32 protein-coding genes are annotated in these 25645 nt (G+C 73.4%); 10 read left to right on the top strand and 22 right to left on the bottom strand.

The window, feature by feature from the left end; translation table 11 throughout:
- Positions 1-13: 13 nt before the first annotated feature.
- From I4I82_RS27785 to I4I82_RS27755, 7 genes are read right to left on the bottom strand one after another with little or no spacing between them, the layout of a single operon-like run.
- A complete protein-coding gene (locus I4I82_RS27785; protein WP_218591387.1) occupies positions 14-313 on the bottom strand; it encodes a hypothetical protein in 300 nt (99 codons plus the stop codon).
- 16 nt (positions 314-329) lie between these two features.
- Positions 330-1817, bottom strand: a complete 1488-nt coding sequence (locus I4I82_RS27780; protein WP_218591388.1) for a hypothetical protein — start codon at positions 1815-1817, stop codon at positions 330-332.
- Positions 1818-1861: 44 nt separating this feature from the next.
- On the bottom strand, positions 1862-2674 hold the full coding sequence (locus I4I82_RS27775) for a nitrilase-related carbon-nitrogen hydrolase (protein WP_218591389.1): 813 nt from the start codon (positions 2672-2674) through the stop codon (positions 1862-1864).
- Entirely contained in the window at positions 2671-3918 is a 1248-nt protein-coding gene (fmdA, locus tag I4I82_RS27770) for a formamidase (protein ID WP_218591390.1), read from the bottom strand. Before fmdA ends, I4I82_RS27775 begins: the two co-directional genes overlap by 4 nt.
- Positions 3919-3970: 52 nt before the next feature.
- Complete coding sequence (locus tag I4I82_RS27765) at positions 3971-4255, bottom strand: FmdB family zinc ribbon protein (RefSeq protein ID WP_218591391.1); 285 nt, start codon at positions 4253-4255, stop codon at positions 3971-3973.
- A 60-nt stretch (positions 4256-4315) separates the two neighbouring features.
- Positions 4316-4582 carry a hypothetical protein gene (locus I4I82_RS27760; protein WP_218591392.1) on the bottom strand — a complete coding sequence of 89 codons (267 nt, stop codon included), beginning with the start codon at positions 4580-4582 and terminating at the stop codon, positions 4316-4318.
- Positions 4579-5148, bottom strand: coding sequence for a hypothetical protein (locus tag I4I82_RS27755; protein WP_218591393.1), 570 nt, complete (start codon positions 5146-5148; stop codon positions 4579-4581). The genes I4I82_RS27760 and I4I82_RS27755 overlap by 4 nt, the downstream gene beginning before the upstream one ends.
- A 133-nt stretch (positions 5149-5281) precedes the next feature.
- Between I4I82_RS27755 and I4I82_RS27750 the strand changes: the two genes are divergently transcribed.
- On the top strand, positions 5282-5716 hold the full coding sequence (locus tag I4I82_RS27750) for a MarR family winged helix-turn-helix transcriptional regulator (protein ID WP_226370279.1): 435 nt from the start codon (positions 5282-5284) through the stop codon (positions 5714-5716).
- Between the two features lie 37 nt (positions 5717-5753).
- On the opposite strand, the gene I4I82_RS27745 is transcribed toward I4I82_RS27750, so the two are convergent.
- Positions 5754-6818: a substrate-binding domain-containing protein gene (locus tag I4I82_RS27745; protein WP_218591394.1), complete on the bottom strand. Its 1065-nt coding sequence runs from the start codon at positions 6816-6818 to the stop codon at positions 5754-5756.
- 128 nt (positions 6819-6946) lie between these two features.
- Between I4I82_RS27745 and I4I82_RS27740 the strand changes: the two genes are divergently transcribed.
- Positions 6947-7348 (top strand): hypothetical protein, encoded by a 402-nt coding sequence (locus tag I4I82_RS27740; protein WP_218591395.1) that lies wholly within the window; start codon positions 6947-6949, stop codon positions 7346-7348.
- Between the two features lie 33 nt (positions 7349-7381).
- Entirely contained in the window at positions 7382-7792 is a 411-nt protein-coding gene (locus I4I82_RS27735; RefSeq protein ID WP_218591396.1) for a hypothetical protein, read from the top strand.
- A 48-nt stretch (positions 7793-7840) separates the two neighbouring features.
- Here I4I82_RS27735 and I4I82_RS27730 read toward each other — a convergent pair whose 3' ends face one another.
- The 7 genes from I4I82_RS27730 to I4I82_RS27700 all read right to left on the bottom strand — a co-directional run bounded on the left by I4I82_RS27730 (position 7841) and on the right by I4I82_RS27700 (position 11995).
- Positions 7841-8176 (bottom strand): DUF3099 domain-containing protein, encoded by a 336-nt coding sequence (locus I4I82_RS27730; protein WP_226370278.1) that lies wholly within the window; start codon positions 8174-8176, stop codon positions 7841-7843.
- Positions 8177-8280: 104 nt separating this feature from the next.
- Positions 8281-9147: an energy-coupling factor ABC transporter ATP-binding protein gene (locus tag I4I82_RS27725; protein WP_226370277.1), complete on the bottom strand. Its 867-nt coding sequence runs from the start codon at positions 9145-9147 to the stop codon at positions 8281-8283.
- Positions 9144-9878, bottom strand: a complete 735-nt coding sequence (gene cbiQ, locus I4I82_RS27720; protein ID WP_218591398.1) for a cobalt ECF transporter T component CbiQ — start codon at positions 9876-9878, stop codon at positions 9144-9146. Before cbiQ ends, I4I82_RS27725 begins: the two co-directional genes overlap by 4 nt.
- Positions 9878-10204, bottom strand: a complete 327-nt coding sequence (locus tag I4I82_RS27715) for an energy-coupling factor ABC transporter substrate-binding protein (protein WP_218591399.1) — start codon at positions 10202-10204, stop codon at positions 9878-9880. The genes cbiQ and I4I82_RS27715 overlap by 1 nt, the downstream gene beginning before the upstream one ends.
- A gap of 1 nt (position 10205) precedes the next feature.
- Positions 10206-10898, bottom strand: coding sequence for an energy-coupling factor ABC transporter permease (locus tag I4I82_RS27710; protein WP_218591400.1), 693 nt, complete (start codon positions 10896-10898; stop codon positions 10206-10208).
- Positions 10899-11007: 109 nt separating this feature from the next.
- Positions 11008-11409: an ArsR/SmtB family transcription factor gene (locus I4I82_RS27705; RefSeq protein ID WP_218591401.1), complete on the bottom strand. Its 402-nt coding sequence runs from the start codon at positions 11407-11409 to the stop codon at positions 11008-11010.
- Positions 11410-11419: 10 nt separating this feature from the next.
- The gene (locus tag I4I82_RS27700) at positions 11420-11995 is read right to left on the bottom strand and encodes an HhH-GPD-type base excision DNA repair protein (protein WP_218591402.1); all 576 of its coding nucleotides are present in this window, start codon (positions 11993-11995) and stop codon (positions 11420-11422) included.
- A gap of 167 nt (positions 11996-12162) precedes the next feature.
- Here I4I82_RS27700 and I4I82_RS27695 point away from each other — a divergent pair, with 167 nt between their 5' ends.
- From I4I82_RS27695 to I4I82_RS27680, 4 genes are all read left to right on the top strand, one after another.
- Positions 12163-12825, top strand: coding sequence for an anti-sigma factor (locus tag I4I82_RS27695; protein ID WP_218591403.1), 663 nt, complete (start codon positions 12163-12165; stop codon positions 12823-12825).
- Positions 12826-12859: 34 nt separating this feature from the next.
- Positions 12860-14347 carry a DUF7782 domain-containing protein gene (locus I4I82_RS27690; RefSeq protein ID WP_218591404.1) on the top strand — a complete coding sequence of 496 codons (1488 nt, stop codon included), beginning with the start codon at positions 12860-12862 and terminating at the stop codon, positions 14345-14347.
- A gap of 30 nt (positions 14348-14377) precedes the next feature.
- Positions 14378-14803 (top strand): D-aminoacyl-tRNA deacylase, encoded by a 426-nt coding sequence (gene dtd, locus I4I82_RS27685; RefSeq protein ID WP_218591405.1) that lies wholly within the window; start codon positions 14378-14380, stop codon positions 14801-14803.
- A gap of 235 nt (positions 14804-15038) precedes the next feature.
- Entirely contained in the window at positions 15039-16295 is a 1257-nt protein-coding gene (locus I4I82_RS27680; RefSeq protein ID WP_218596212.1) for an HNH endonuclease signature motif containing protein, read from the top strand.
- Positions 16296-16442: 147 nt separating this feature from the next.
- On the opposite strand, the gene I4I82_RS27675 is transcribed toward I4I82_RS27680, so the two are convergent.
- Positions 16443-16817, bottom strand: coding sequence for a helix-turn-helix domain-containing protein (locus tag I4I82_RS27675; protein ID WP_218588860.1), 375 nt, complete (start codon positions 16815-16817; stop codon positions 16443-16445).
- Positions 16818-16841: 24 nt separating this feature from the next.
- Positions 16842-18584 (bottom strand): PHA/PHB synthase family protein, encoded by a 1743-nt coding sequence (locus I4I82_RS27670; RefSeq protein WP_226370276.1) that lies wholly within the window; start codon positions 18582-18584, stop codon positions 16842-16844.
- A gap of 237 nt (positions 18585-18821) precedes the next feature.
- On the opposite strand from I4I82_RS27670, the gene I4I82_RS27665 reads away from it, so the two are divergent.
- The 3 genes from I4I82_RS27665 to I4I82_RS27655 all read left to right on the top strand — a co-directional run bounded on the left by I4I82_RS27665 (position 18822) and on the right by I4I82_RS27655 (position 22278).
- Positions 18822-20078, top strand: coding sequence for a DUF3141 domain-containing protein (locus tag I4I82_RS27665; RefSeq protein ID WP_218588859.1), 1257 nt, complete (start codon positions 18822-18824; stop codon positions 20076-20078).
- 296 nt (positions 20079-20374) lie between these two features.
- Positions 20375-21316: a sigma-70 family RNA polymerase sigma factor gene (locus tag I4I82_RS27660; protein ID WP_218588894.1), complete on the top strand. Its 942-nt coding sequence runs from the start codon at positions 20375-20377 to the stop codon at positions 21314-21316.
- A gap of 38 nt (positions 21317-21354) precedes the next feature.
- A complete protein-coding gene (locus tag I4I82_RS27655) occupies positions 21355-22278 on the top strand; it encodes an aldo/keto reductase (protein WP_218588893.1) in 924 nt (307 codons plus the stop codon).
- A gap of 164 nt (positions 22279-22442) precedes the next feature.
- Here the strand turns inward: I4I82_RS27655 and I4I82_RS27650 are convergent, their stop codons facing one another.
- From I4I82_RS27650 to I4I82_RS34555, 5 genes are all read right to left on the bottom strand, one after another.
- Positions 22443-22949 carry a flavin reductase family protein gene (locus I4I82_RS27650; RefSeq protein WP_218588858.1) on the bottom strand — a complete coding sequence of 169 codons (507 nt, stop codon included), beginning with the start codon at positions 22947-22949 and terminating at the stop codon, positions 22443-22445.
- A gap of 167 nt (positions 22950-23116) precedes the next feature.
- The gene (locus I4I82_RS27645) at positions 23117-23467 is read right to left on the bottom strand and encodes a hypothetical protein (protein WP_218588857.1); all 351 of its coding nucleotides are present in this window, start codon (positions 23465-23467) and stop codon (positions 23117-23119) included.
- Between the two features lie 701 nt (positions 23468-24168).
- A complete protein-coding gene (gene idi / locus I4I82_RS27640) occupies positions 24169-24711 on the bottom strand; it encodes an isopentenyl-diphosphate Delta-isomerase (RefSeq protein WP_218588856.1) in 543 nt (180 codons plus the stop codon).
- Positions 24712-24715: 4 nt separating this feature from the next.
- Entirely contained in the window at positions 24716-25231 is a 516-nt protein-coding gene (locus I4I82_RS27635) for a mycothiol transferase (protein ID WP_218588855.1), read from the bottom strand.
- A gap of 46 nt (positions 25232-25277) precedes the next feature.
- A complete protein-coding gene (locus I4I82_RS34555; protein ID WP_218588854.1) occupies positions 25278-25544 on the bottom strand; it encodes a LuxR C-terminal-related transcriptional regulator in 267 nt (88 codons plus the stop codon).
- Between the last annotated feature and the right edge of the window lie 101 nt (positions 25545-25645).

Genomic DNA, 25645 nt, shown 5'->3' with positions numbered 1-25645 from the left:
GAGTGCGGACGGGTCAGTCGAGGTAGCCGAGGTCCTTGAGGATGGTCGCGGCCGTCGTCGGCCGTTCGTCGGCGATGTAGGTGCGGTAGTGGTCGATGACGTCGCCGTAGTTGCGGGTCATCTTCCCCTCGTCGAGGAGCGTCATCGCCTTCTCGAGGTAGGCACGGGTGATCTTGTCCTGCCAGAGCCGGTGCGAGACGTAGACGTAGCCGTCGTCGGCGCCGGTGACCTTGAGCGTGCGGGCCCCCGGCATCGACGGGAGCTCGGCACCGTCGGCGTACCGCTTGACGACGTCGGCCCAGTCGGTGGCCATCAGCCCCCTCCTCCCCTCATCCGGACGCCGCCACACCGGCACCGGAGGTGGCGATCGCCGCGACCTCCGCGTCGGAGATCGGGGACGCGATCGCCTCCCCTCGGATGGCCGCGTGCGGGACGACGACCCAGCAGGCGCAGCCCCAGATGCACTCGCCGCCCATGCCGTCGAACCGGATGGAGGGCTCGCAGAGCATCACCCCGAGATCGAGGATCCACGAGTGCAGGAGCAGCTTGTCCTCCCACTCCAGCGGGTCGTAGAGATCGCGGGACGGGACGAACGCCTCCAGGTCGAGCTTGGTGGCGCGGGGCAGGACGACGCTGACGAAGTCGGCCCCCTCCGCGGTCTTGACGACGGGCTCCACCCGGGTGGTGGCGACCTCGCCGATCGCCCCGGCCACGGCCTTCGCGGCGGCGGTGGCCGCCGGGCCCGAGCCGAACACGCGGGCCTCGGCGTACTCGGTGGAGAAGCCCTCGACCAGGCCCAGACCACCCAGCGAGCCGGCGTCCTCCAGCGTCGAGACGGCCAGGACGTTGAGCCACTTGTCGCTCTGCTCGCCCCGGATGGCCGGGTGCCACTGGTCGCCGGGGACCGCGAGCCAGTTGAGCGCCTTGAGCGACTCGTAGAGGTCCTGGCCACCGCCGGCGGCCAGGAACTTCGCGACCCCGGGGACCACGTCCGCACCGGGCGCCTCGGGAACGGAGAAGAAGCCGCCGGTGAACGGGTTCTTGTAGAGGTCGCCCCAGACCGCCATCACGCCCTGGTTCTTCGGAGTGTCGATCATGCAGTCGAGTTCGTTGATCACCGGGAAGAACTCGGCGGACGGCGTGGTCGGGGTGATGCCGACGCCGACCACCCACGGGCGGCGCCCCAGCTTGATCGACGACAGGTGGCGGGCGATGTCGACGACCAGCCCGCTGCCGATGCTGTCGCCGAGGGAGAACGGGATCACCACGACGGGCGTCTTGTCGCTGGCGAGGACGCCCGCGGCGAACGCCTCCATCGCCGTCGTGATCTCCTGGTTCTGGTAGTACTCGCAGTTGTAGATCGCCTTGGCGATCGCCCGCGGCACGAACTCGTCCGGGCCGGGCAGCGCCAGGTCGCCGGGCAGCCACGGCTCGTAGTTCGGGTTCCAGTAGTAGCGCGGGTACTCCATCTTGAGGAACTCGCGGTACCGGTTCAGCGACGCCGACAGACCGGACCTGCTCGGGATCGGCAGGTCCACCGTGACGATCCCGGGCGTCTCCCCCGCCGCGGCGCGGACGGCCGCGAGCGGCCCGTCGCCGATGTTGACCGCCAGCGCCGTGAAGCCCTCGGGTGCGTCCTTCAGGATCTCGGCGACGACGGCCGCGCCGGTCGCCCCCAGGCCCAGTACGTGCAGCGAGAACGGGCCCTCGTGGTCGCCCGCGTGGTGGACGTTCTCCTTGCTCAGCGCCTCGATCCGGGCGAGTGTCGTGTCGTGGGGATCGTCGTGGCCGTGTCCGTGTCCGTGGTCGTCTGACATCGTGTGCTGGCTCCTCGCGGCTGGTCGTTCTCGGACGGATGGGTTCAGGAGGCGCGCGCGAGGGCACGCGTCCGCAACGTGCGCTCCAGCAGCGCACGCCCGGACCGGGCCCGGCGCAGCGCGCCGATCGACAGCTCGGCGTACTGGAACTCGTGCTCCTCGTCGCCGCACTCGCCCAGCGTCACGCCGTCGAAGCCGACGATCGCGGAGTGGCCCGACCAGCGGCGCCGGCCGGCGCGCCCGGCCGCGTTCGGGGCCACGACGTAGCAGGTGCCCATCCAGGCCGCGGCCCGCGCGGCCTGCACCTGGGCGGACGCCGGCACGTCCGGCTCGGCCTGGTACCGGATCAGCAGCTCGGCGCCGCGGAACTGGCAGCCCTGACCGACGGCCGGGTCGTCACGGACGATGCTCAGCCCCGTGCGCAGCCCGCCGGGACCCGCCACGACCTCGGGCGGGTCGCCGCCGCGGCGGCCGGCGGCCCGGCTGTGCCGCTGCACCACCCCGCCACGGTCGTCGATGAGGACGATGGTGTTGTCGGGATCGGGGCGGCAGCGGCCCCCGCTGACCGAGAACACGCCCCACACCCCGGCGGTGCGACAGGCCCTGGCGAACACGTCGACGTCCTCGCCGGGCATCGTCAGCGCATCGGACCCGCCTCCCCCGAAGCCGTGGGTGCCGTACTCGGGGAAGACGATCAGGTCGAGGCCGGGCTCGCCGTGCTTCATGCCGACGACGAGGTCGGCGATCCGCAGGTAGTTGAGCCGCACGTCGCCGCGGGAGCGCGGCGCCGGCACGGTGTGACTCAGCACCGCCACCCCGACGCTGCCGCCGGGGTGCCCGGCCCCGACCCGTCTCACGACGAGACCGCGCAGGACCCGCGGTCGGCCGTGACCGGACCGGCCGCCGACGGCGTGATGTCGAAGTCGAAGATCGCGGTGGGCAGGTAGAGCGAGCAGCAGGCGTTCGGGATGTCGACGACACCGCTGACCCGTCCCTCGATCGGGGCCGACCCCAGCAGCAGGTACGCCTGCGGACCGGAGTACCCGAACTTCTTGAGGTACTCGACCGCGTTGAGGCAGGCGTTCTTGTACGCGAGCGTGGCGTCGTTGTAGTGGTTGGTGTTCGTCGTGTGGTCGACCGAGATGCCGATGAACGTGACGAACTCGCTGTAGCGCGGCTCCACGTTGCCCGGCATCAGGATCGGGTTGGTGGTGACGCCGTAGGTCTCCATGCCCCCCTTGATCAGGTCGACGTGGAAGTCGATGAACCCGCCCATCTCGATGGCCCCGCAGAACGTGATCTCGCCGTCGCCCTGGCTGAAGTGGAGGTCGCCACCGGAGAACAACGCCCCCGGGTGGTGCACGGGGTAGAACACGCGGGAGCCGCGGGTGAAGTTCTTGATGTCGTGGTTGCCGCCGTTCTCCCGCGGCGGCACGGTGCGGGCCCCGTCCCGGGCGATCCCGGCCAGCGTGTCGCCGGTGGCGGTGCCGCCGAGCACCAGCGCCTCCAGCGGAGGCAGCGCCAGCGGAGGAACGCGCCCCGGGTCGGTGGCGATCAGCGCGCGCTCGCGCTCGTTCCACTTCACCAGCAGTTCCGGTGAGGGCGCGGTGCCGAACAGCCCGGGGTGGGTGATACCGGTGTAGCTGACGCCGGGGATGTGGCGCGAGGTGGCCTTCTGGCCGCTGAAGTCCCAGATCGCCTTGTAGGCGTCGGGGTACTCCTCGGTGAGGAAACCGCCGCCGTTGCCCGTCGCGAAGATGCCGGTGTAGCCCCACCCCTGCCCGGGCGCGTCGCCGATCTCCTGCGGTACCGGACCGAGGTCGAGGATGTCGACGACGAGCAGGTCGCCCGGCTCGGCCCCCTCGATGGCGATCGGGCCGGACAGCATGTGGCAGCCGTCGAGCTCCACGTCGCGGACGTCGTTCGCCGAGTCGTTGTTGCCGATCTGCGAGTCGGTCCACTCCCGGCACTCGATGCGGATCGACGAGCCCGGCTTCACCGTGGCGGCGGGCGGGATGTCGGGGTGCCAGCGGTTGTGACCGGGGACGACCTGGTCACGCATCGACTTGGCCTGGTCCACGCTGAAGACGACGTCGGGCACGGCGAACCTCCTGGAAGTACCACTCGGGCGGGGACGGACGACGGTGCGGGCGCTACGGGCGGGGCAGGCGCAGCTGCCTGGGATCGGTCGCGCGGCGCTGCGTGCGGCCGGCCCGGCCCGGTACCGATGTGGCGACCCGAGGGGCGTCGGCACTGCGGTGCTGGGCGTCGAGCGCGCTACGCAGACCGGCGGGGAGCGCTCGCAGTGCGGGGGCCCCGAACACCCGACGGGAGGGTCCGGCGCAGATCGGGCAGGAGGCGCCCGAACCGGACTCGCGCATCGGGCGGATCGCGTCGAAGGCCCCGCACTCGGCGCAGGCGTACCGGTAGGTCGGCATCACGGGCCCCTCTCGATCAGCATTACTGTCATCTCAAACTATGTCGTTCGGAAGTTTATGTCAACCCGCCTGCTGCCGACCGCCGGGGCCCTCGCCCCGCGGGTGGGAGCGCACGGCGCGGCCGAGCACGGTCAGGGCGAGGGCGATCCCGGCGACCATGACGACCGGGCTGACGGCCAGCGCCCCGGCCACCACGCCGATCAGGCCGACCGCGAGCAGCGTCGCGGGCGAGGGCCCTGCGGCCGGGACCGCCGGATCCCGTGCCAGACGGTCGAAATCCCTGCGCTCGCGCTCGGTGAGCAGGACCCGGTCGTGCGCGGGGGTCACGCCCCCACCCCAGGGCGTGCGGCCGGGTCGTCCGTAGCGGTCATCTGCGTCTCCTCGTCGTGCTCGGCCCCATCGGGCAGGTCCGTGACGTGGCTCAGGGGCGACGGCGGGCGGGGCAGCAACCAGCCGGCCTTGCGCCGGTGCCGGCCGAGCCCGGCGACGACGAAGTCGTCGCGTCGACCGGCAGACACGACCCCGAGCTCGCGCAGGGCGACCGACACGGGGGCGGTGGAGCAGGCCAGTGGACCGCGCGTCGACGCCGCCTCCACAACCGCGACCAGACCCGGCGTGAGGACCGCGAACCCCGACTCCCGACCGGTCGACCAGCCCTCCCGGCGCTGTGCGGCGTAGGGCATGCCTCCGGGGATGACGTCCATCCCGGGCGTGCACAGCGCGGCGGGCGTGACCTCACCGGCCGGCTCCGCGGTGACCGGCACCAGCACGAGGTCCGCCGCGTCGAGCGGCACGGCCTCGACCCCGAGCACCGCGGCGACGCCGGCGAGTGCGTCGGCAGCGCCGATCACGGCGGCCAGCTCGTAGCGCAGGCCCTGGTCCGGCGTCGTCACGCCGCTTCCCGTCCCGGTGCCATGGAAGCATGCTGCGGCAATAGTGTCGCCTGGAAGTACCACTCACGTGTCCATTGCTTTACGATGACAGCGTTCCGGCCGTCCGGGTCGGGATGCGACACCAGGAGGCGACGTGACGTCGACGGGGCAGGACTCGGCGCGGCGCGCCCCGCTCGACCGGCTTCTCGGGCGAGCCGAGTACCAGGTGGCGCGCCGTGTCGAGGCCGTGGTGGCCGCCGACGGCCTGACGGTCGACCAGTGGCGTGTGCTCGACCTGCTCTCCGGCGGCGCCGGCCTCACGATGACCGGCATCGCCGCTGCCGTCGGCGTACCGGGGCCGACGCTCACCAAGCTCGTCGACCGGCTCGTCGACACCGCCCGGGTCTACCGACTCGCCGACACGCGCGACCGCCGGCGCGTCCTGGTGTTCCTGTCCGACGACGGCCGTGCCGTGCACACCCGCCTGTCCCCCGCGGTGCGTGACGTCGAGACCGAGCTGCTCGGCGCGATCGGCGCCCACGCACCGACCCTGCTCGAGCTGCTCGACCTCCTCACCCCGGACGACTGAGGAACGCACCGACGGCCCGCCGGACGATCCGCCCGGCTCAGGCGCCGCCGTCGATCTCGGCGAGCACGTCGAACTCCAGGCCGTCCGCCCGCGCCAGGTAGATGCGCTGCAGCAGGTGCCGGTCCCGCACCCGCACCGCACCCCGCGGACCCTCGTAGGTCACCGACTCCGCGGCCGCGTTGATCGAGGCGACGTCGGTGCTCCGCGCCGCCGCCGCCAGGTGCGACAGCAGCGTCATCCCCTCGAAGCACGACTCGCCCGGCGAGGTGATCGCCGGAGCGGTGGGCCCCAGCCTCTCGAGGTAGCGGCGTTCGAAGTCCAGCCCGTGGGAGGTGCCGAGCGCCTCGAAGAAACCCGCCGCCGAGTACAGCTCGTGGGTGTTGGCCGCCCCTGTCGCCAGGAGCATGTTCTCGTCCATCAGCGGGCTCAGCCGCACGCAGTGGTCGTGCAGCCGCATCTCGGTGAAGGCGCGGTTGAACTGCACGGCGTCGGATCCCAGGAGGAGCATCAGCACCCCCTGCGCGTGGGATCGCTCCACGCGGCGCAGGGTCGGACCGAACTCCTCGGTGCCCAGGCCCACGTAGACCTCGTCGCGGATCTCCACGCCCACCGACTCGGCGAACGCCCGGGCCACGCGGGCCGAGGCCCGGGGCCAGATGTAGTCGTTGCCGACGATGCACCAGCTGCGGATGCCGAGCTCGCGGGCCATCCACCCGAGCGCGGGAAGCAGCTGCCCGGCCGGCGTCTCCCCCGTCAGGAACACTCCCGGCGTGCGCTCTCCGCCCTCGTACAACGCGGTGTAGACGTAGGCGACCCGGCCCTCCAGGCGCGGCACCACCGCCTGCCGGACGGCCGAGGTGTGCCAACCCGCCACGGCGCCGACGGCGCCGGTGGACACGAGGGACCCGACCTCGTCGGCCACCTCCTGCGGCCGCCTGCCCCCGTCGACCGGGCGCAGGCGGACCTCGCGGCCGAGGATGCCGCCCCCGTCGTTGATCTCCGACACCGCCAGCCGGCCACTGGCCCAGCACGACGGGCCGTAGATCCCGGACGGTCCACTGCTCGGGACGACGAATGCCACGTCGAGTACGTCGGTGACCATGGGGACCCCTCCAGCTGCTCCCGGGTCCGGAAGATGCACCAGTCTGCGAGCGCAGTGTTGCCGTGACGTTGACGGCGGTTGCGCCGTTCGAGTGGTATCTGCGCAGGTGTGAATGTTCTAGTGGACGCATGCCCCGCCGCCGTCCTGCGTCCTCGTCCTCCGCCGGGTGCACCGTCACGGTCTGCCGTGGGTGCTGCTGCGGCACCGCGCGCAAGCATCCGGGCGTCGATCACACGGGCCAGGTCGCGGCGCTGGTCGACGGGATGGGCGCCGCCGGGCGGGTGCGGGTCACCGACTGCCTCGATGCCTGCGAGCGGTCCAACGTCGTGGTCGTCGGACCGTCACCCGCCGGCCGGGCCGCCGGAGCCCGGCCGGTCTGGCTGGCCAACGTGCTGCACCCGGAGACCGTGGACGAGGTCGTCGAGTGGGTGCAGGCGGGCGGACCCGGCGTCGAGGATCCGCCCGGCCTGCTCGACCTGTGCGTGTTCACGCCGTCCCGCCGCGCGCGGGCCGAGGCCGGCGAGGTCTAGAGAACTTCCGATCGGAAGCATTATGGTCGCGGTATGACTTCCGCTCTTGTCGACGAGATCGCGACGTCCGTGCGCAACGACCCGTCCGGGCAGGACCTCGTCCGGCTCTGGGAGGCGGTCTACGGCCTCGAGCACTGGTGGCTGCTACCGACCGGCACGGCCGAGGATCCGCGGCCGCTCGTGGGCGTCGTCGGCGACCAGCGCTTCCTGCTCGCCTTCACCGGTCGGCACCACGTGGCCGCGTTCGCCGGAGCACGCGACGGCGCCGGGGCCGCGGGCGCCACCGCCGCCATGACCATCACGCCCGCCGACCTCACCGGACTCGCCCCCGCGCTGGCCGCCGACGGCGTCGCGGGCGTCCTGTTCGACCAGGGGGTGCACGACCTGGTCGCGCCCATCACCGGACTGCCGTCCCTGTGGACGCGTTTCGGGCAGGCCGCCTGAGGCGGCACACCGGGTGCGGACGCACGCGGTGTGCCCTCCCGGCCCTCGTCAGTCCTCCTGGTCGATGACCCGGTGCTCGACGGCGCGGGGCGCGGGGGCCTCGATCTGCGGGCGGTCGGCCCGGAAGCGGCTGACCTCCTCGCGCTTCTTCGGCAGCCGGTCGTTCGCGATCAGCACCGCCATCCAGGGCAGCGGGATCGAGATGACGAGCAGGGCGACCGCGAGCCAGGGGATCGTGTAGAAGACACCCGCGAGGACCATGAGCGGGATGCGCATCCCCATCATGATCTTGTACCGGTGCTTGCGCGCGGCGAGCTCCTCCTCGTAGGACATCGCCGCGTCGGTGATCAGGACCGGGTTCGCCGCATGCTGCGGGTCGGCCACGGTGACTCCTTCTTGCGCGCTTCTGGCGCCCTCGCCGGCGGTGCTCACGATCAGCGGTGACCACGGGAACCGGGCCACTCGACCGCCGTGATCCATGGTGCCACTCACCCCTGCGGAGCGCCCGTCGACCCGGCCCCTGCGGACGTGGTCTGCACCACGGCGGCGAGGAGTTCGTGCAGCTCGGCAGCGGTGCGCGGGCGGGCGTCGGACCCCGCCGCGGCGAGCAGGCGGTGCACGGCGGGCGCCCAGGCCGGGCCGAGGCGGGCGGCGCGCAGCAGCGCGGTGTCGCCGAGGACCGCGGAGGTCTCGCCGGTGACGACCCGGCCGTCGACGACGACGGCGACCTCGTCGGCGAAGCGGTGGGCGAGGTCGACGTCGTGGGTGGACAGGACGGGCGTGGTGCCGGTGGCGTGCAGTCCGGCGAGGGTGTCGAGGAGCTCCTCGACGCCGGCCGGGTCGAGGCCCGCGGTGGGTTCGTCGAGGACCAGCAGGCGGGGTGCCATCGCGACCGCGCCCGCGATGGCCACGCGCTTCTTCTGCCCGAACGACAGCATGTGGGTGGGGCGCTCGGCCAGGCCGGTGATGCCCAGCGCGGCCAGGGCGGCGTCGACGCGGGCGCGCACGTCGTCGGCGGGCAGGCCCATGTTGACCGGCCCGAACGACACGTCCTGCCCGACGCTGGCGGAGAACAGCTGGTCGTCGGGGTCCTGCAGGACCAGCTGCACCTGGGTGCGCAGGGCGGTGAGCCCGCGGCGGGTGCGACGGACCGGCTCGCCGTCGAGCAGCACCTCCCCCGCGCCGGGGGCGAGCGCGCCCGCGAGCAGGCGGAACAGGGTGGTCTTGCCGCCGCCGTTGGGTCCGAGGACCGCGACCCGGCGCCCGGCGTGCAGGGCGAGGTCGGCACCGTCGAGGACCGGGCGGCCCGTCTCGTAGGAGAAGCACAGGCCCCGGGCCTCCAGCACGGGCGTCACGCCAGCACCAGCGTCACGGTGACGACGGCTCCGACCAGCGCCGCCGAGGCGACGACGAACGGCACCGACAGCGGCCGCTCGTCGACCTGCACCCGCAGCGACCCGGTGTAGCCGCGCAGCGCGAGCCCCTGCTCCAGGCGCCGGGCGCGGTCGAACGCGCCGACGAAGACCGCGGCGGCCTGCCCGGCGACGCACCGGTAGGTGGTGCGCCAGGTCCGGAAGCCCAGCCGCCCGGCCTGCGCCTCGCGGACGGTGCCGGCCGTCTCCAGCAGGAGGAACAGCAGCCGGTAGACCAGTGCCGCCACCTCGGTGACGGCGGCGGGCACGCCGAGGCGCTCCAGCCGCGGCAGCGCGTCGGCCAGCGGGGTGCTGGCGGCGAACAGGATGAGGCAGAGCAGCGCGGCGGTGGCCCGCCCGGCCAGGGCGACCGCGGGGCCGAGGCCCTCCGGGGCCCACCGGACCAGCGGGACGCCCCCGACGGCGACGAGCAGCGGCACCGACCCGACGACGACGAACACCAGCGGCGCCCGCACCGCGCGCAGCACCTGCCCGGGCCGCAGGCGCAGCGGGCCGAGCAGCAGCGCCAGCGCCACCGCGCCGACGACGGGCGCGCCCGGCCACGGCGGCAGCGCGACCGCCGCGCCGACCAGCCCGAGGGCCAGCAGCGCCTTCTCCCCCGGGTGCCGCCGCCGCCACGGCGTCGTCTGGGCCAGGGCGTCGAGCCCGTGCATCAGGCCGGGTCGTCGCGCTGAGCGTCGGTCACGACGGCCGCGCGGGCCAGGCGGCGCCGGGTGTTCAGGACGCCGAACAGGTAGCCCAGGAACCCCGCGCCGAGAGCCGCCTGCAGCGCGAACAGCGTCGAGGCCGTCTCCGCCTCCGGCTCGAACAGCGGCGTGAACCACGGCTCGTAACCGGGGTTGTCGGCCTCGATCTGCTCGACGGCCACCCCGTCGGCTCCCCCGAACTCCGTGTCGCTGCCGATGAACACCAGCGGGACCACGGCGATCACCACCACCGCGAGCACGAGCAGCCAGTTGACCAGTGCGGAGCGCGACACGTCAGACCTCCTGGGGGGCGGGGGTGGTGGCGGGACGGCGCAGGACACCCAGGCGGAGCAGCTCCGCGGGACTGACCTTCACCAGCAGCCGCACGATCAGCACCGTCAGCAGCCCCTCGCAGACCGCGAGCGGGATCTGGGTGATCGAGAAGATCGTGCCGAACTTGACGATCGAGCCGAGCACGCCGGAGGTGGCGTCGGGGTAGGCCAGCGCGAGCTGCACCGAGGTGGTCGAGTACGTGGCCAGGTCCGCCAGCGACGCCGCGAGGAACACCCCGACCGACAGCCCGCCGCCGAGCTTGCCGACCAGCACGAACACCCCGTAGGCGACCCACGGCCCGACGATCGCCATCGAGAACGCGTTCGCGCCCAGCGTCGTGATGCCGCCGTGCGCGATGAGCAGGGCCTGGAACAGCAGCACGATCGTGCCCAGCAGCGCCATCACCGGGGGCCGGAACAGGATCGCCCCCAGGCCGGTGCCGGTGGGGTGCGAGCTCGACCCCGTGACCGACGGGATCTTCAGCGCCGAGAGCACGAACGCGAACGCGCCGGCCGCCCCGAGCAGCAGCTTCGTGTCCGGGTCCTCGCGGACCCGGCGGACCACCGCCCGGGCCCCGTGGACGACGAACGGCGCCGCCGCCACCGTCCAGGCGGCCGCGTGCAGCGGCGGGAGGTACCCCTCGGCGATGTGCATGGCGGGACTCCCGGATCGTGACGGCGACGGTCGGTCGACCCTAGGACCCGGGCGGGCACCCCTGCAAGCATGAACAGGTCTTCAATGTTTGACGTTCTTGTTTCCGATCTCAGCCGTCGACGGGATGGCCGTGGGCGTGCAGCGCGACCTCCCCGACGACCCCGTCGGAGACCACGTCGAGCAGCCGCTCGGTGAGCGCGCCGGTGACGCGGTAGCGCACGAGCCGGCCCTCGCGGCTCGCCAGCACCATCCCGTGCGCGCGCAGCAGCCGCAGGGCGTGCGAGACGGCGCTGTCGCTCATCCCCACGGCGAACGCGAGGTCGGACACGCACAGGTCGCCGGCGTGGTGCAGGGCGAGCAGGATCGACAGGCGGTTGACGTCGCCGAGCGCGTCGAGCACCGCCGCGGCGTGCTGCACCTGCTCGGTGTCGGCGAGCACGGCGGTGGCGTCGCAGACCTGGTCGGGGTCGACGACCCGCACGTCGCGGAGCTTCTCGGGGACCTGGTGCACGTCCCGGCCCCTACTTCGCGGCCTTCGCGGCGGCCTTCGCGGCCTGCTTGAACTCCCGCACCTTCAGCAGCGACTCGGGGTCGCGGACGTCGGCCACCGAGCGGTGCGCGCCCTCGTCGCCGTAGGAGCCGGCGGCCTCCCGCCAGCCCGGCGGGGTGACGCCGCGCTGCTTGCCCAGCAGCGCCGTGAAGATCTGCGCCTTCTGCGTGCCGAAGCCGGGGAGGGCGACGAGCCGGGCCACCAGCTCCCTGCCGTCCTCGGCGCCGCTCCACACGAGCGTGACGTCCGCGTCGTAGGTCTCGACGAGCGCCGCGCACAGCGCCTGCACCCGCCCGGCCATCGACTTCGGGTAGCGGTGCAGCGCCCGCGGCGTCGCGAACAGGGCGACGAGGGCGTCCGGGTCGTGCTCGGCGATCTCGCGGGCGTCGAGCCGGTCGCGGCCCAGCCGGCGGGCGAGCTCGGCGGGCGCCCAGAACGCGTGCTCCATCGGGATCTGCTGGTCGAGCAGCATCCCGATCAGGAGGGCGAGGGGGTCGCGGTCGAGCAGCGCGTCGGAGTCGGCGTCCTGGCTCAGCTGCAGCGGCACGCCCCCGAGACTAGTCGCGAACCGGGACGCACCGGGCGCGGACTCGCGACGTCGCCCGTCCGGGCCGAACCGCTGGGCCCCGGAGCAACGAACCCGCCACGACCGCTCGGCACGGTCACGACCCGCCCGGCACCGCCGGACGGGCACGACGACGGCGGGAGGCCGACGTGCGGCATCCCCACCCCGACCGGCTCGCGCTGGCCGCCCTCCCTTCGCACAGCGTGGATGCGCAGGTGGAGCGCCACCTGGCAGGCTGTGCGCTGTGCCGCGCGCACGTCGAGGAGCTGCGGCGCACGGTCGACCTCGCCACGTCCGGCGGGGCGGCCGCCGACGACGAGCCGCCGCCCGACCGCATCTGGACCGCGATCACCGGCGAGCTCGGCCACGGACCGCGGCCGCGGCGGTGGGCTCCTCCCGTCGCGGCCGCCCTGGTCGCGCTGCTCGTCGGGTTCGCGGCGGGGCGCCTGGTCGGCGACGAGCCGCCCGCCGGGCGTCCGCTGGCCGTGCTCGCCGCCGTCGACGGGACGGGGGCCACCGGCTCGGCGTCGCTGGTGGACCGCGAGGGCGTGCGCGCGGTCGTCGTCCACGTGGAGGGGGTCGTGGCCGCGCCGGAGGACGACTACCTCGAGGTCTGGCTGACCGACGGCTCCGGAGTCCGGATGTTCTCGCTCGGCGCGCTGGCCCGCGACGGCGGCGGCTACGACGGCGAGTTCACCGTCCCGTCGGACCTGCCGATGGAGCGGTTCCCGACGCTGGAGGTGTCGGCCGAGCGGTTCGACGGCGTCGCCGCGCACTCGCGCGACAGCCTGCTGCGCGGCGCGGTGCACTGAGGGCGCGTGCGTGCGTCCCTGCTTGGATCACGGGGTGGATGCCGCCGTCACCGATGCCCTCCGGACCGCTCTCACCCGCCACCGCTACACCACCGACGCCGTGCGCGAGCTGCTCGGCGCGGGGGCGCACGCGGCGCTGGGCCGGGGCGAGGTCGAGCCCGCGCACCGGGCCGCGCGCGACGCGGGCGAGCTGGGCGTGCTGGTGCGGCTGCTGCTGCTCGGGGCCGTCGAGCCGGATGCCGCGGTGGCCGCCGCACTCGCACCGCTCTCCCCCGCAGACGCCGCCGCGGCCGGCCTGCTGCGGGCCGTCGACGGCGGGTGGGCGGCCGCGCTCGACCTGCGGCCCTACGGCGTCGACGACCCGGAGGACCCGGCCGAGTGGTGGGTCCTGTCGGACCTCGACGCACCCCAGATCAGTCGTCGGGGCCAGGAGCGCGACCACGTCACCGGCGTCGGCGGGGCGTCGCTGACGCTGGCCTCGGCCACCGACCGCCGGCCGGTCGGGACCCTGCTCGACCTCGGCACCGGCTGCGGCGTGCAGGCGCTGCACGCCACCCGGCACGCCCGCGCCGTCACCGCCACCGACGTCGCGCCGCGCGCGCTCGCGCTGGCCCGGGCCACGTTCGCGCTCAACGGGCTCGACGTCGAGCTGCTGGACGGGCCGTGGCTCGAACCCGTCGCCGGGCGCCGGTTCGACCGGATCGTCTCCAACCCGCCGTTCGTGCCCGGGCCCGCCCGCGTCGACTACGTCTACCGCGACTCCGGCCGCGCCGGCGACGAGGCGCTCGCCGCGCTGGTGGCCGACCTGCCCGCGCACCTGGAGCCGGGCGGGGTGGCGCAGCTGCTGGGGTCGTGGCTGCACGTGCGCGGCGAGGACTGGCCCGACCGCGTCCGCTCGTGGCTCCCGCCGGGCGTCGACGCGTGGATCGTGCAGCGGGAGGTGGCCGACCCGGCGCTGCACGTGGGCACCTGGCAGCGCGACGCCGGGCTCGATCTCACCTCGCCCGCCGCCCGCGCGCAGGCCGGCGCGTGGCTGGACTGGATGGAGTCCGCCGACGTCGAGGCCGTCGGTTTCGGGTACCTGGTGCTGCGCCGCACCGACGGTGCGCCCGAGGTCGTGGTCGAGGACCTGCTCACCGAGGTGTCCGACCCGCTGGGCCCCGAGGTCGCCGGCTGGCTCGACCGCATCGACTGGCTGCGCGCCCACGCCGCCGACGACGTCCTGCTCGGCGCCCGCCTCGCCGTGGCGCCCGGCGTGGTCCTGGAGAGCTGGTCGGAGCCGGGCGAGGAGGGCTGGACCGACGCCGGTTCGGCCGTCGCCCGGCTCGACGGCCCGCGCTGGCGCCACGAGGTCGACGCCCCAGCGGCCGCCCTGCTGGCCGGGTGCCGGGGCACGCTGCCGCTCGACGAGCTGCTGGAGCTGCTGGCCTTCGCCCACGACCGGCCGGTGGGCGAGCTCGTCGCGGCCACCCTGCCCGCGGTCCGCGAGCTGGTCCGGCACGGGCTGCTGGTGCCGTCGTGAGGGCGGTGGCGGCGTGAGGGCGGTGGCGGCGTGAGGGCGGTGGCGGCGCGGGTGTCGCGGGCCTCGGTGACGGTCGACGGTGCGGTGGTCGGCTCGATCACCGGACCCGGGCTGCTCGTCCTGCTCGGGGTGCACCGCGACGACACGGCCGCCGCCGTTCCGGTGATGGCGCGCAAGCTGCACGAGCTGCGGATCCTGTCCGGGGAGCGGTCGTGCGCGGAGCTCGGGGCGCCGCTGCTGGTCGTCAGCCAGTTCACGCTCTACGGCGACACGCGCAAGGGGCGGCGGCCGTCGTGGTCGTCGGCGGCTCCTCCTGCCGTTGCCGAGCCGCTGGTCGACGCCGTCATCGAGGCGTTGCGGGAGCGGGGGGCGGTGGTGGAGACCGGGGTGTTCGGGGCGGACATGGCGGTGGAGTCGGTGAACGACGGACCGTTCACCGTCCTCATCGACGCCTGACTCCCCTCCCCGGCGAGTGTGCCTTCCGCGCCCGGCGAGTTTGCCCTGCGTGCGGCCTGAGCCGTGGTTCCGTTGCGTTGAAGAACGTGTACCGGGTCGGTTGCCGTCGTGGTCCCGATGGCCTCCGGACCCGGGCACAGAACGGTTCCCGTTCTGATTGCTGGGACTAGCTTGTGGTCCCGTTATGCCAGCTCAAAGCCTATTATTCGAACGTGTGTTCTAGTACGATCAGAGCATGGGACGGGTTTTCGACTCTGCGCTCGACGAGCTGGCTTCCGTCACTGCCACCGGGTCCGAGGCCGAGCTCCTCGCGCTGGTGAGGCTGTGCGAGAGCGTTGTCCGCCGCGTGGATGCGATCTCCACTTCTGCCATCGCTGCATTGGACGCTCAAGGCGCCTTTCTGACCCGCGGCTACCGGTCTGCGGCCCGTGCCCTTTCGGACCTGTTGTCGTGGGACTACGTCGAGGCCCGGCGACGTGCCGCCGTTGCTTCTGACGTCCACGCCCGGACCACTCTCGACGGGACACCGCTGCCTGCTCGGCTGCCCTCTGCTGCGGCCGCGTTCGGTGCGGGCGACATCGCGCTGCGGCACGTCGAGGTCATCGGGCGGGTGCTCGCCACCGACGCTGCCGAGCGACTTTCACCCGAGCAGTGGGCCGGGGTCGAAGCCCAGCTCGCCGCCGACGCCACCCGCCTCAACCCGTCCGAGCTCCAGACGCTGGGCACCGCGCTGGTCGCCCTGCTCGACCAGGACGGGGCCGAACCCGACGACCGGGTGCCTGCCCCGGTCAATGAACTCCGTCTCACCCGCCACGCAGCCGGAGGGTCGATCAAGGGCCGGTTCCAGGACCCCGCCCTCTACGACGCCATCGCCGCGGTCATCGACGCCAAAGCCGCCCCGCTCACCACCGACGACGACCGACCGGCGCCACAACGACAGGCCGAAGCACTCGCCGACATCTGCGGGCACGTCCTCGACCACGGCGACGACCTGCCCGACACCGGCGGCCGCCGCCCGGTGTTGACCGTCCTCGTCCGGCTCGAGGACCTCGAGCACCGCGCCCGATCGGCCATGCTCGAGTTCGGCGGCACGCTCACCCCGGCCGCGCTGCGCACCCTGGCCTGCGACGCCAGCGTCATCCCGGTCGTGATGAACGGCGCCGGACAACCCCTCGACATCGGCCGCGCCACCCGCACCATCCCCGACGGCCTCCGACGCGCCGTCACCGCACGCGACCGCGGCTGCGCCCACCCCGGCTGCGACCGCCCACCCTCCTGGTCCGAGATCCACCACATCCACCACTGGGAACACGGCGGACCCACAGCCCTGAACAACCTGGTGATGCTGTGCAGAGCCCACCACCGCCAGATCCACCACACCGACTGGGCCGTCCGCATCCGCGACGGACTACCGGAGTTCGTGCCACCGAAGTGGATCGACCCGCACCGAACACCCCGCCGCAAGATCCTCGCCCACCTCGCCGCAGCCTGATTTCAAGTCAAGATCACCGAGAGTGGTGCCAGGCGGTCAGGAATGACCCCTCGCACCACTCCTGGCGATCATGACGTCCGCGCGGCCCCGCACCCTCCCGAAACCGCTGATCACCGGCGGCAGGGCGGACGGCGGCCGACGAGCCGATCAGGCGTCGTCGTCCACGAAGCTCCGGTACACCGACAGCAGCGCCGCCCGCTGCGCCGGCGTGAGACGAGGGTCGCGCGCGATCACGTCCTCGGTCGTCTCCGGATCCGGCGTCGGACCCGCGTCCCGCCACCCGGCCTGGATCAGCAGCTGCTCCGTCGAGAGCTGCAGGGCGTCGGCGATGGAGTGCAGCACCTTGAGCGAGGGCTGGTGCAGCCCCCGCTCGACCTGGCTCAGGTAGGCGTTCGACACGCTGGTCATGGCGGCCATCTCCCGCAGCGACAGCTTCGCCAGCTGCCGCTGCGCGCGGATGAAGTGGCCCAGCGCGTTGATCGACCACGACCCGGACGGTTCGGGCTGCTCTGCCGCACTCATGCCCGCATCATGACGGCTCGCGGCTCAGGTTCCCAAGACGTAGCTCCCCGGCGCGGCCTGCAGGACGGGGTGGGCGTCGCTGCCCAGGCGCGGCGGGGCGGTCATCTCGCCGGCGCGCTCGCCGATCCACGGGGACCAGTCCTCCCACCAGCTCGCACGGTGCTCGCCGGCGTCGTCGCGCCAGTCGTCGGCGCTCTCGGGGAGGTCGGCACCCTCGCCGAACCAGTGCTTCGACTTCGGCGACGGCGGGTTGACGACACCCGCGATGTGGCCCGAGTTCGAGAGCACGAACCGCACGGTGCCGCCCAGGTGGCGCAGGCCCTTGTAGACCGAGCGCCACGGCGCGATGTGGTCGGCCTCCGCGCTGACGACGTACGCGTCCTGCGTGACGGCGCCCAGGTCCAGCCGCTCCCCCGCGAGCTCCATCTTGCCCTCGACGAGCTGGTTGTCGAGGTAGAGGTTGCGCAGGTACTCGGTCTGCATCGCGGCCGGCATGCGGGTCGAGTCGGCGTTCCACGCGAGCATGTCGAAGGCCGCGGGCTCCTCGCCGAGCAGCCAGTCGTTGATCACGTAGTTCCACACGAGGTCGGTGGCGCGCAGCAGGTCGAAGGTCGTCTTCATGCTGCTCGCGGGCAGGTAACCGGTGCGACGCATCGTGTTCTCGAGCCGGTTCACCGTGGTCTCGTCGGTGAAGACGCCGAGGCGGCCGGGCTCGCTGAAGTCGAGCAGCGTGTTCATCAGCGTGATCGTGTTGATCCGCTGGTCGCCCCGCGCGGCGAGCCACGCGGCGGTGGCCGCGGCGAGCGTGCCGCCCAGGCACAGCGCCGCGACGTTGACCTTGTCGGAGCCGGTGATGTCCTGCACCACGTCGAGGGCGGCGAGCGGGCCCTCCTGCATGTAGTCGGCCATCACGACGTCGCGCATGCTCTCGTCGGGGTTGCGGTAGGAGATGACGAAGACGGTGTGCCCGTGCTGCACCGCCCACTCGACGAGGCTCTTCTGCGGCGCGAGATCCATGATGTAGTACTTGTTGATCCACGGCGGCGAGAGCAGCAGCGGGATCTCGTGCACCTGCTCGGTCTGCGGCTTGTACTGGATCAGCTCCATCAGCCGGTTGCGGTGCACCACGACCCCGGGCGTCGCGGCCAGGTCCTTGCCGACCTCGAACTCGCCGGGCGTCGTCTGGCGCGGCATCCCGCCGCCGCCGACGACGTCGCGCAGCAGGTTGCGGCTCCCGCGGAACAGGCTCTGCCCGCCGGTCTCGAACGCCTTCTTCACCATCGTCGGGTTCGACCACGGCCAGTTGACCGGCGAGGTCGCCTCGACGGCCTGCTGCACCAGGAAGTCGATCTTCCGCCGGGAGACGGGCTTCAGCTCGACGCCCTTCGCCACCGCCTCCAGGTACTCGGCGAACAGCGCGTGCTGCTGGCGGAGCAGGTAGTAGTACGCGTTGCCCTCCCATGCCGGGTCGGCGTAGCGGCGGTCCTTGTCGGGCAGCGGCGCGGGCCCGGCGCCGTGGCCGCCGACGCTGCGCGCGAGCGCGGCCAGCGCGGCCCGGCCCGAGCCGGCGGCGAGACCCGCGGTGCGGCGCGCCACCGGTAGCGGGTGCGCCAGCAGCCCCTTCGCGACGTCGCCGAGCGCCCCGCCGAACGCCACGGGATCGACCCGGGCGGCCAGCGCACCGGGGTCGAGGAGGTCGCGCACGCCGTTCACCACCCCCGATGCGGTCCGCTGGAGCGTGCTGGTCGGGTCGCTCGTCTGGGTCACGGCAACTCCTTCGTCGTCGATGTCGGTGCTCGTGGCACACGGGGACTACCCCAGGGTGACGGCTTACCCACGGGTAGACATAACTGCTGGTCACAGGTCACGTGCGAGCGTGGTCACGTAGGTGCTTGACATCCCGAACGCTACCTCCGGGTAAGCCAGCTGTTGCGTCACATGCCTAGCGCCACCTACCGTCGGGTAACGACGGCGACGCTGCCGTCCCGCACCCGGGAGCCCGTGATGACCGCACCCACCTCCACCGGAATCGGTGGCGCCCTGCGCCACCTCGCGGCCTACAACGCCAACGCGGCGGCCCGCACGACCGTCGAGCTCACGCGCTCGGCGGGCAACCTGTGGCTCGACGCCGTGACCCGCCCCCGGACCCCGCTGGCGAACCTCGCCCGCGGCGCGCTGTGGTGGAGCACGATGGCCGACCGCCGCGAGCCCCGCTGGCACCGCGAGAACACGATCACGCTGTCGACGCCGTTCGCGCACCTGCGCGACTTCACCGCACCCGCCGACGCCCACGACGACGTCGTGCCGACGCTGGTGCTGCCGCCGCAGGCCGGGCACTCGAGCCACGTCATCGACTTCTCCCCGCGCCAGAGCCAGCTCGCCGTGCTCGCCGCCGCCGGGCTGACGAAGCTCTACGCGCTGGAGTGGCGCCCCGCCACCACGGCCACCCGCGACGTCGGCATCACCGACTACCTCGACCTCATCGACCGGTCGATCCGGCGCATGGGCGGGCGCGCCAACCTCGTCGGCGACTGCCAGGGCGGGTGGCTCGCCGCGATCTACGCGGCGCTGCACCCCGAGCGCGTCCACACCCTGACCTTGGCGGGCGCGCCCATCGACTTCCACGCCGGCGAGTCGGTGATCGCCTCCTCGACCCGCGCGATGACCGGCGCGCTGGGCCTCGCACCCTACCGCGCGCTGGTGCGCATGGGCGGGGGCAACATGCCCGGCGCCGCCGTGCTCGCCAACTTCGTCGCGATCCAGCCGCAGTCGGAGGTGTCGCGCCAGCTCCAGCTCCTGGAGAACATCGACGACGCCGCGCACGTCGAGCGCTACCGCGTGTTCGAGGACTGGTTCAAGCACACCCAGGACATCCCGGGCGCGTTCTACCTGTGGCTCGTCGAGCACCTGTTCCACGGCAACGAGCTCATCTCGGGCGACCTCGTCGTCGACGGGCGCCGCGCCGACCTCGCGAACATCACCTGTCCGCTGTTCCTGCTGGCCGGGTCGACCGACCACATCACGCCGCCCGCGCAGCTGTTCGCCGCGGCCGACGCGGTGGGCACGCCTGCCCCGCAGGTCACCCGCCGGACCGCGACCGGTGGGCACCTGGGGCTGTTCATGGGGCGCGACGCGCTGCGCGACGACTGGCCCCCGCTCATGGAGGCCGTCTACGCCCTGTCGGCTCCCGGGGTGACGCGCCGCGAGCGCGCGGGCGCGGTGGCCGATCCCGGCGACACGCCCCGCATCCCGGCTCCGTGACCGGGGCCGCATCGCTGAGGATGCGCTGAGGGTGCACGAGAGCGCGCCCGGAGTCGGGAACGATTCCCGGCACGGGCGCGTTCAACTGCGTGAGAGCCCGGCGACGACGGACCACAGATCCGTTTCGCCCGGGCCGCGCAGGGGAGGAAGACACCATGACAGCGCCCACCAAGGCCCGCCCGGCCACCGCCGGCCGCACCGTCCCGAGCCAGCGTACCGGCTCCCGCACCGTCGACGACTCCGCCGAGCCGGTGGCATCGGTGTTCGCCTCGGCCGCGCCCGGGGAGCGCCCCGAGATGTCCGCCGAGGACCTCGACGCGCAGAGCCCGGCGGCCGACCTGGTCCGCGTCTACCTCAACGGCATCGGCAAGACCGCGCTGCTCACCGCGGCGCAGGAGGTCGACCTGGCCAAGCGCATCGAGGCCGGCGTGTTCGCCAAGCACGTGCTCGACACCGCCGAGGAGCCGCTGGAGAAGCAGTACGCCGCCGACCTGCGCGCGATCGTGCGCGACGGTGAGCGCGCCCGCAACCACCTGCTCGAGGCCAACCTGCGGCTGGTCGTCTCGCTGGCCAAGCGCTACACCGGCCGCGGGATGCCGCTGCTCGACCTCATCCAGGAGGGCAACCTCGGCCTGATCCGCGCGGTCGAGAAGTTCGACTACGCCAAGGGCTTCAAGTTCTCGACCTACGCCACCTGGTGGATCCGGCAGGCGATCACGCGCGGCATGGCCGACCAGGCCCGCACGATCCGGCTGCCCGTGCACCTCGTCGAGCAGGTCAACAAGCTGGCGCGCATCAAGCGCGACCTGCACCAGAAGCTGGGCCGCGACGCCACCCACGAGGAGCTGGCCGAGGAGTCCGGCATCCCCGAGGGCAAGATCGCCGACCTGCTCGACCACGCGCGCGACCCGGTGAGCCTGGACATGCCGGTGGGGTCCGACGAGGAGGCGCCGCTGGGCGACTTCATCGAGGACGGCGAGGCCACCGACGCCGAGACCACGGTGATCTCGCACCTGCTGCACGACGACCTGCGGCGCGTGCTCTCCACACTGGAGGACCGCGAGCAGCACGTCATCCGCATGCGCTACGGCCTCGACGACGGCCAGCCGCGCACGCTCGACCAGATCGGCCGCCGCTTCGGGCTCTCCCGCGAGCGCGTCCGCCAGATCGAGCGCGAGGTCATGGCCAAGCTGCGCATCGGCGAGCGCGCCGACCGCCTGCGGGCCTACGCCAGCTGAGCACGCCGATCGACACCGACCGCCGCGACGCCGACCGCCTGGGCACCGACCGCCTGGGTATCGGCCTCGCGGCGGTCGCGCGTCCGGCGTACATCACGTCCGGGCGCGCGTCCGACCTCGGCGGCCACCGCGATGTCAACGCCCTGCGCGCCCGCACCCACGCCGTGCTCGACGCGGCGTGGGCGGCGGGCGTCCGCTACGTCGACGTCGCCCGGTCCTACGGCCGCGCGGAGGAGTTCGTGGCCTCCTGGCGCGCCGCGCACCCCGACCGTCCGGTGCGCGTGGGGTCGAAGTGGGGCTACCGCTACGTCGGCGGGTGGCGCCTCGACGCCGACGTGCACGAGGTCAAGGACCACTCGCTCGCGGCGTTCTCCGAGCAGTGGGCCCAGACCCGGGCGACGCTCGGCGTCCCCGCGATCTACCACGTCCACTCGGCCACGCTCGAGACCGGAGTGCTCGACGACGCGCCGCTGCACCGTGCGCTGGCCGGGCTGCGCGAGCAGGGGGTGCGCGTCGGGATCTCGACCTCCGGACCCGCCCAGGCCGACGCGGTGCGCCGCGCGCTGGAGGTCGTCGTCGACGGGGAGCCGCTGTTCACCTCGGTCCAGTCGACGTGGAACGTCCTGGAGCCCTCGGCCGGGCCGGCGCTCGCCGAGGCGCACGCGGCCGGCGCGCTGGTGATCGTCAAGGAGCCGGTGGCCAACGGCCGGCTCGCGCCCACGCCCGACGCCGACCCGCGGGCCGTCGCGCTGGCGGAGCGGGCCGGGATCCCGCTGGACCGGCTGGCCCTCGCCGCGGCGCTCGCGCAGCCGTGGGCCGGGCTGGTGCTCTCGGGGGCCGTCGACGCGGCGCAGGTGGCGAGCAACGCGGCCGCCGTGGCCGTCCCGGGTGACGTGCTGGACGTGCCGGCCGAGGAACCCGCCGCCTACTGGGCGGCCCGCTCGGCGCGGTCGTGGAGCTGAGAGGAATCTGACCGACGCCGCCCGTCGGGCTCCCCTGAGCACGGGCGGCGCCGGTCGACGACATGTCTACTCCCCCGGCGGCACCGGCGACACACGCCGCGCCGAGCCGAACTGGAGTTCACTCCACCGTGCGACGATCGGGGTCCGGCCAGCGGCGACGAGCCTCAGCCGAGGTCGCCCGGGTCGGCCGTGACGCCGTAGCGCCCGCGGTAGAACAGCAGCGGCAGACGGGCGGCGTCGGCGCCCAGGTCCTGGACGTGCCCGATCGCGATGGTGTGGTCGCCGCCGTCGTGCTCGCCCCACAGGGTGCAGTCGACCCAGGCGCTGACGCCCTCGAGCAGCGGAGCCCCCGACGGGCCCGGCCGCCAGGCGACGCCCGCGAACTTGTCGGTGCCCGACCGCGCGAACCCGGCCGAGATCTCCTGGTGGTCGGCGGCGAGGACGTTGATGCAGAACGCGCCGACCTCGCGGATGCGCGGCCACGTCGTCGACGTGCGCGACGGCGCGAAGCTCACCAGCGGCGGCTCCAGCGACAGCGACGAGAAGGACTGGCACGTGAAGCCCAGCGGACCGTCCGGTCCTGCGGCGGTGATCACGACGATCCCGGACACGAAGTGCCCGAGCACGTCACGCATGACCGCGGGCGAGACCGGTCCCGGAGGCGCACTCATGGGTCGAGCCTAACCACGGCGCCCGGTTCGGGGGAGGTGTGACGGTCATCCGTCACGTCCGGCGCGGACCGTGCCGAACGCGAAAACACCCGAGCCGGGCCGCGGAATCGCGGCCCGGCACGGGCTCCCCGGTCGAACTACGGGGACAGCTGTCCCCGGCGCGACGATCAGTCGTCGAAGTTCGCCTGGTTCACGCTGTCGTCGTTCACGCACGCGGCGGCACCGTCGGCGTCGGCGTCGGCTGCGCCGGTGCCCAGGATGCCGAGGATGTTGCCGATGCCCGCGGCGACGGGGATGGCCGGGCAGACGTTGACGTCGTTGAGGGCGTTGACGTCGCCCACGTTGACGAGGCCGGTCTGGGCGCTGTCGCGGTCGTTGTCGACGCGGTTGACCTGGCGGTCACCGTCGTTGTCCCCGTGTCCGTCCCAGCCGCCCTTGTCGCCGGCGAAGGCGAGCGGGCTCACCGCGAGCAGACCCGCGGCGGTTGCGGCGACCAGGATGCCAGCCTTCTTCAGCACAGTACTTCTCCTTCTGGTGATCCGAATGCCAGCCTGTGAGGGGGAGCCTCGCTGACATGGAGAACGCTATCCGGATTCACCCGCAGCACCCCTATCAACTACCACTATCGGATGACCACAAATACTCGACGTGAGGATATTGCTCTTTTTCGGGCGTCCGCACCTCCGGAGTTCCCCCCAGGTCACCGCGTTACCGTCACTCTGAGCAAGATCACATCACCCGATCGTCCGAACATCGGATCCTGGAACTACCCACCGTGATCGACCCCCCGAACGGGCATCACCCGTCGCCCGCTCCGAACGACCCCGAAAAGGGCGTTGACGGCTCGGAATCACCATGCGTGGAGGATCGGCGCGCTGTTTGTGGGGGAATGGGGTCGGGAGCCGGTGGTCGGGTGGGTCCGACGGCCTGAGATCGCCGGGAACGTGGCGTGTGCCGCGCGGGAGCCGGAAACGCGCGCGGCAGACGGGAACTCGCGCGGGACGGCCCCTGATCGCCGCCGCCCGATGACCGCCGCGGCCGGCGGCCGGCGGCCGGCGGGGATCAGCTCAGGACCGTCGCGCCACACTCGCGGCTGGGGCCGCCACGTCGCACTCCCGGCGATCACCGCTCACCAGCGGCTCGAACGGGTGATCCGGCCGGCCCAGCCGATTTGCGCCGCTCGCCGGGGACGATCTCAGGAAGGCCGCCCGGCTTGCGGTCAGCCCGTCCGCCGCGTCCGCGGGTCGACCGTCTCCGCCAGCAGCGGAGCCTGCAGCGTCGCCCACGGCGAGAGCTCCCCGCCCGCGGCGGCGTCGAGGAACCGCTCCCAGCCCCACCACTCCCAGGTCTCGACCTCGTCGGGCCGGGGCTCGGGGTCGCCGTCGAGCGAGCAGACGAACACGGGGCAGAACTCGTGCTCCTCCACCCCGTTGACGTCCGACGCGCGGTAGGAGAAGTCGGGCAGCACCAGTCCCAGGTCGTGGGCGCGGAGGCCGAGCTCGTGCTCCAGGCGGCGGTGCACGGCGTCGGCCATGTCCTCCCCCGGCGCCGGGTGACCGCAGCAGGTTCCGGTCCAGACCAGGGGGAACGCGCGCTTGCCGCGGGCGCGGCGCGTGACCAGCACGCGGCCGGCCGCGTCGAAGCCGTAGCAGGAGAACGCCAGGTGGCGGGGGGTCTGGCGGCCGTGCACGGTGGCCTTCTCGGCGACGCCCACCGGGCGCCCCGCGTCGTCGACGAGCACGACCTGTTCGGGAGTGGGCACCACGTCAGCCTGCCATCCGTCGCGCGATACCGCGAAGCAGTGCGGCCTGGCCCACGTGCTGCAGGTCGTCGTCGAGCACGCTCACCAGCCGCACCCCGACCGTGACGGGCGGGTCCCAGTCGGCGTCGACGACGTGGTCGAGGTCGGTCTCGCCCAGCGTGCGCAGGTACTCACCGGTGCGGTCGAGGACGGCGTCGAGGTAACCGGTGAGCAGGTCGACCGAGCCGGGGCGCACCGCGGCGACGGCGTCCGTATCCTGGCCGTAGCCGATCTCGGCGTCGTCGAACGGGAGCGCGAACCGCTCCGACCACCCGTCGCGCGTCCACACCTGCGGGCTCCCGGCGAGGCCCGCCACGTGGTCGTCCTGCACGCGGGCCAGGTGCCAGAGCAGCCAGGCGACGGTGTTGGCCTCGGGGTCGGCGCGCCACGCGAGCTGGTCGGGGGTCAGGTCCGCCACGGCGGCGTGCGCGCTCTCGCGCAGGCGCGAGAACCCGTCGGTCAGGACGTCGATGCCGTTCATGGGGTCCGTATGCCCGGAGAACTACGCCGGGTAACGCTGCGCCCGCTCACCGCTCGCGCACCCACGCCGCGACCGCGACCCGCAACGGGCGGTCGAGCTTGCGCATGATCTGGCTGACGCGGTTCTCGACGGTCCGCTCCGGGAGCGTCAGGCGCTGCGCGATGGCGCGGTTGCCGAGCCCCTCGGCCACGAGCGTGGCGATCTCCGAACTCCCGCGGCGACAGCGGGCCGGGCGGCGGCCCGCAGCGCGGCCTGCGGGTGCGCCCGCGCCTGCCCGGGCCGCCCGAGCAGCGCGCCGAGCCGGCCGGCGCACAGCTTCTGGATCGGGGTGTTCGGCTCGTCGGCGCCCTGCACGACCGGCACCGCCGCCTGACGGAGTTCGGGCTGCCCTGCTCGCTCGTCCCCGACTCCGGG

The sequence above is a fragment of the Pseudonocardia oceani genome (assembly GCF_019263585.2).
In the GTDB taxonomy this organism is placed as follows: Bacteria; Actinomycetota; Actinomycetes; order Mycobacteriales; family Pseudonocardiaceae; genus Pseudonocardia; species Pseudonocardia oceani.
The sequence above is the reverse complement of the archived record's forward strand: the minus strand, read 5'-3'. Positions and strand labels throughout refer to the sequence as shown.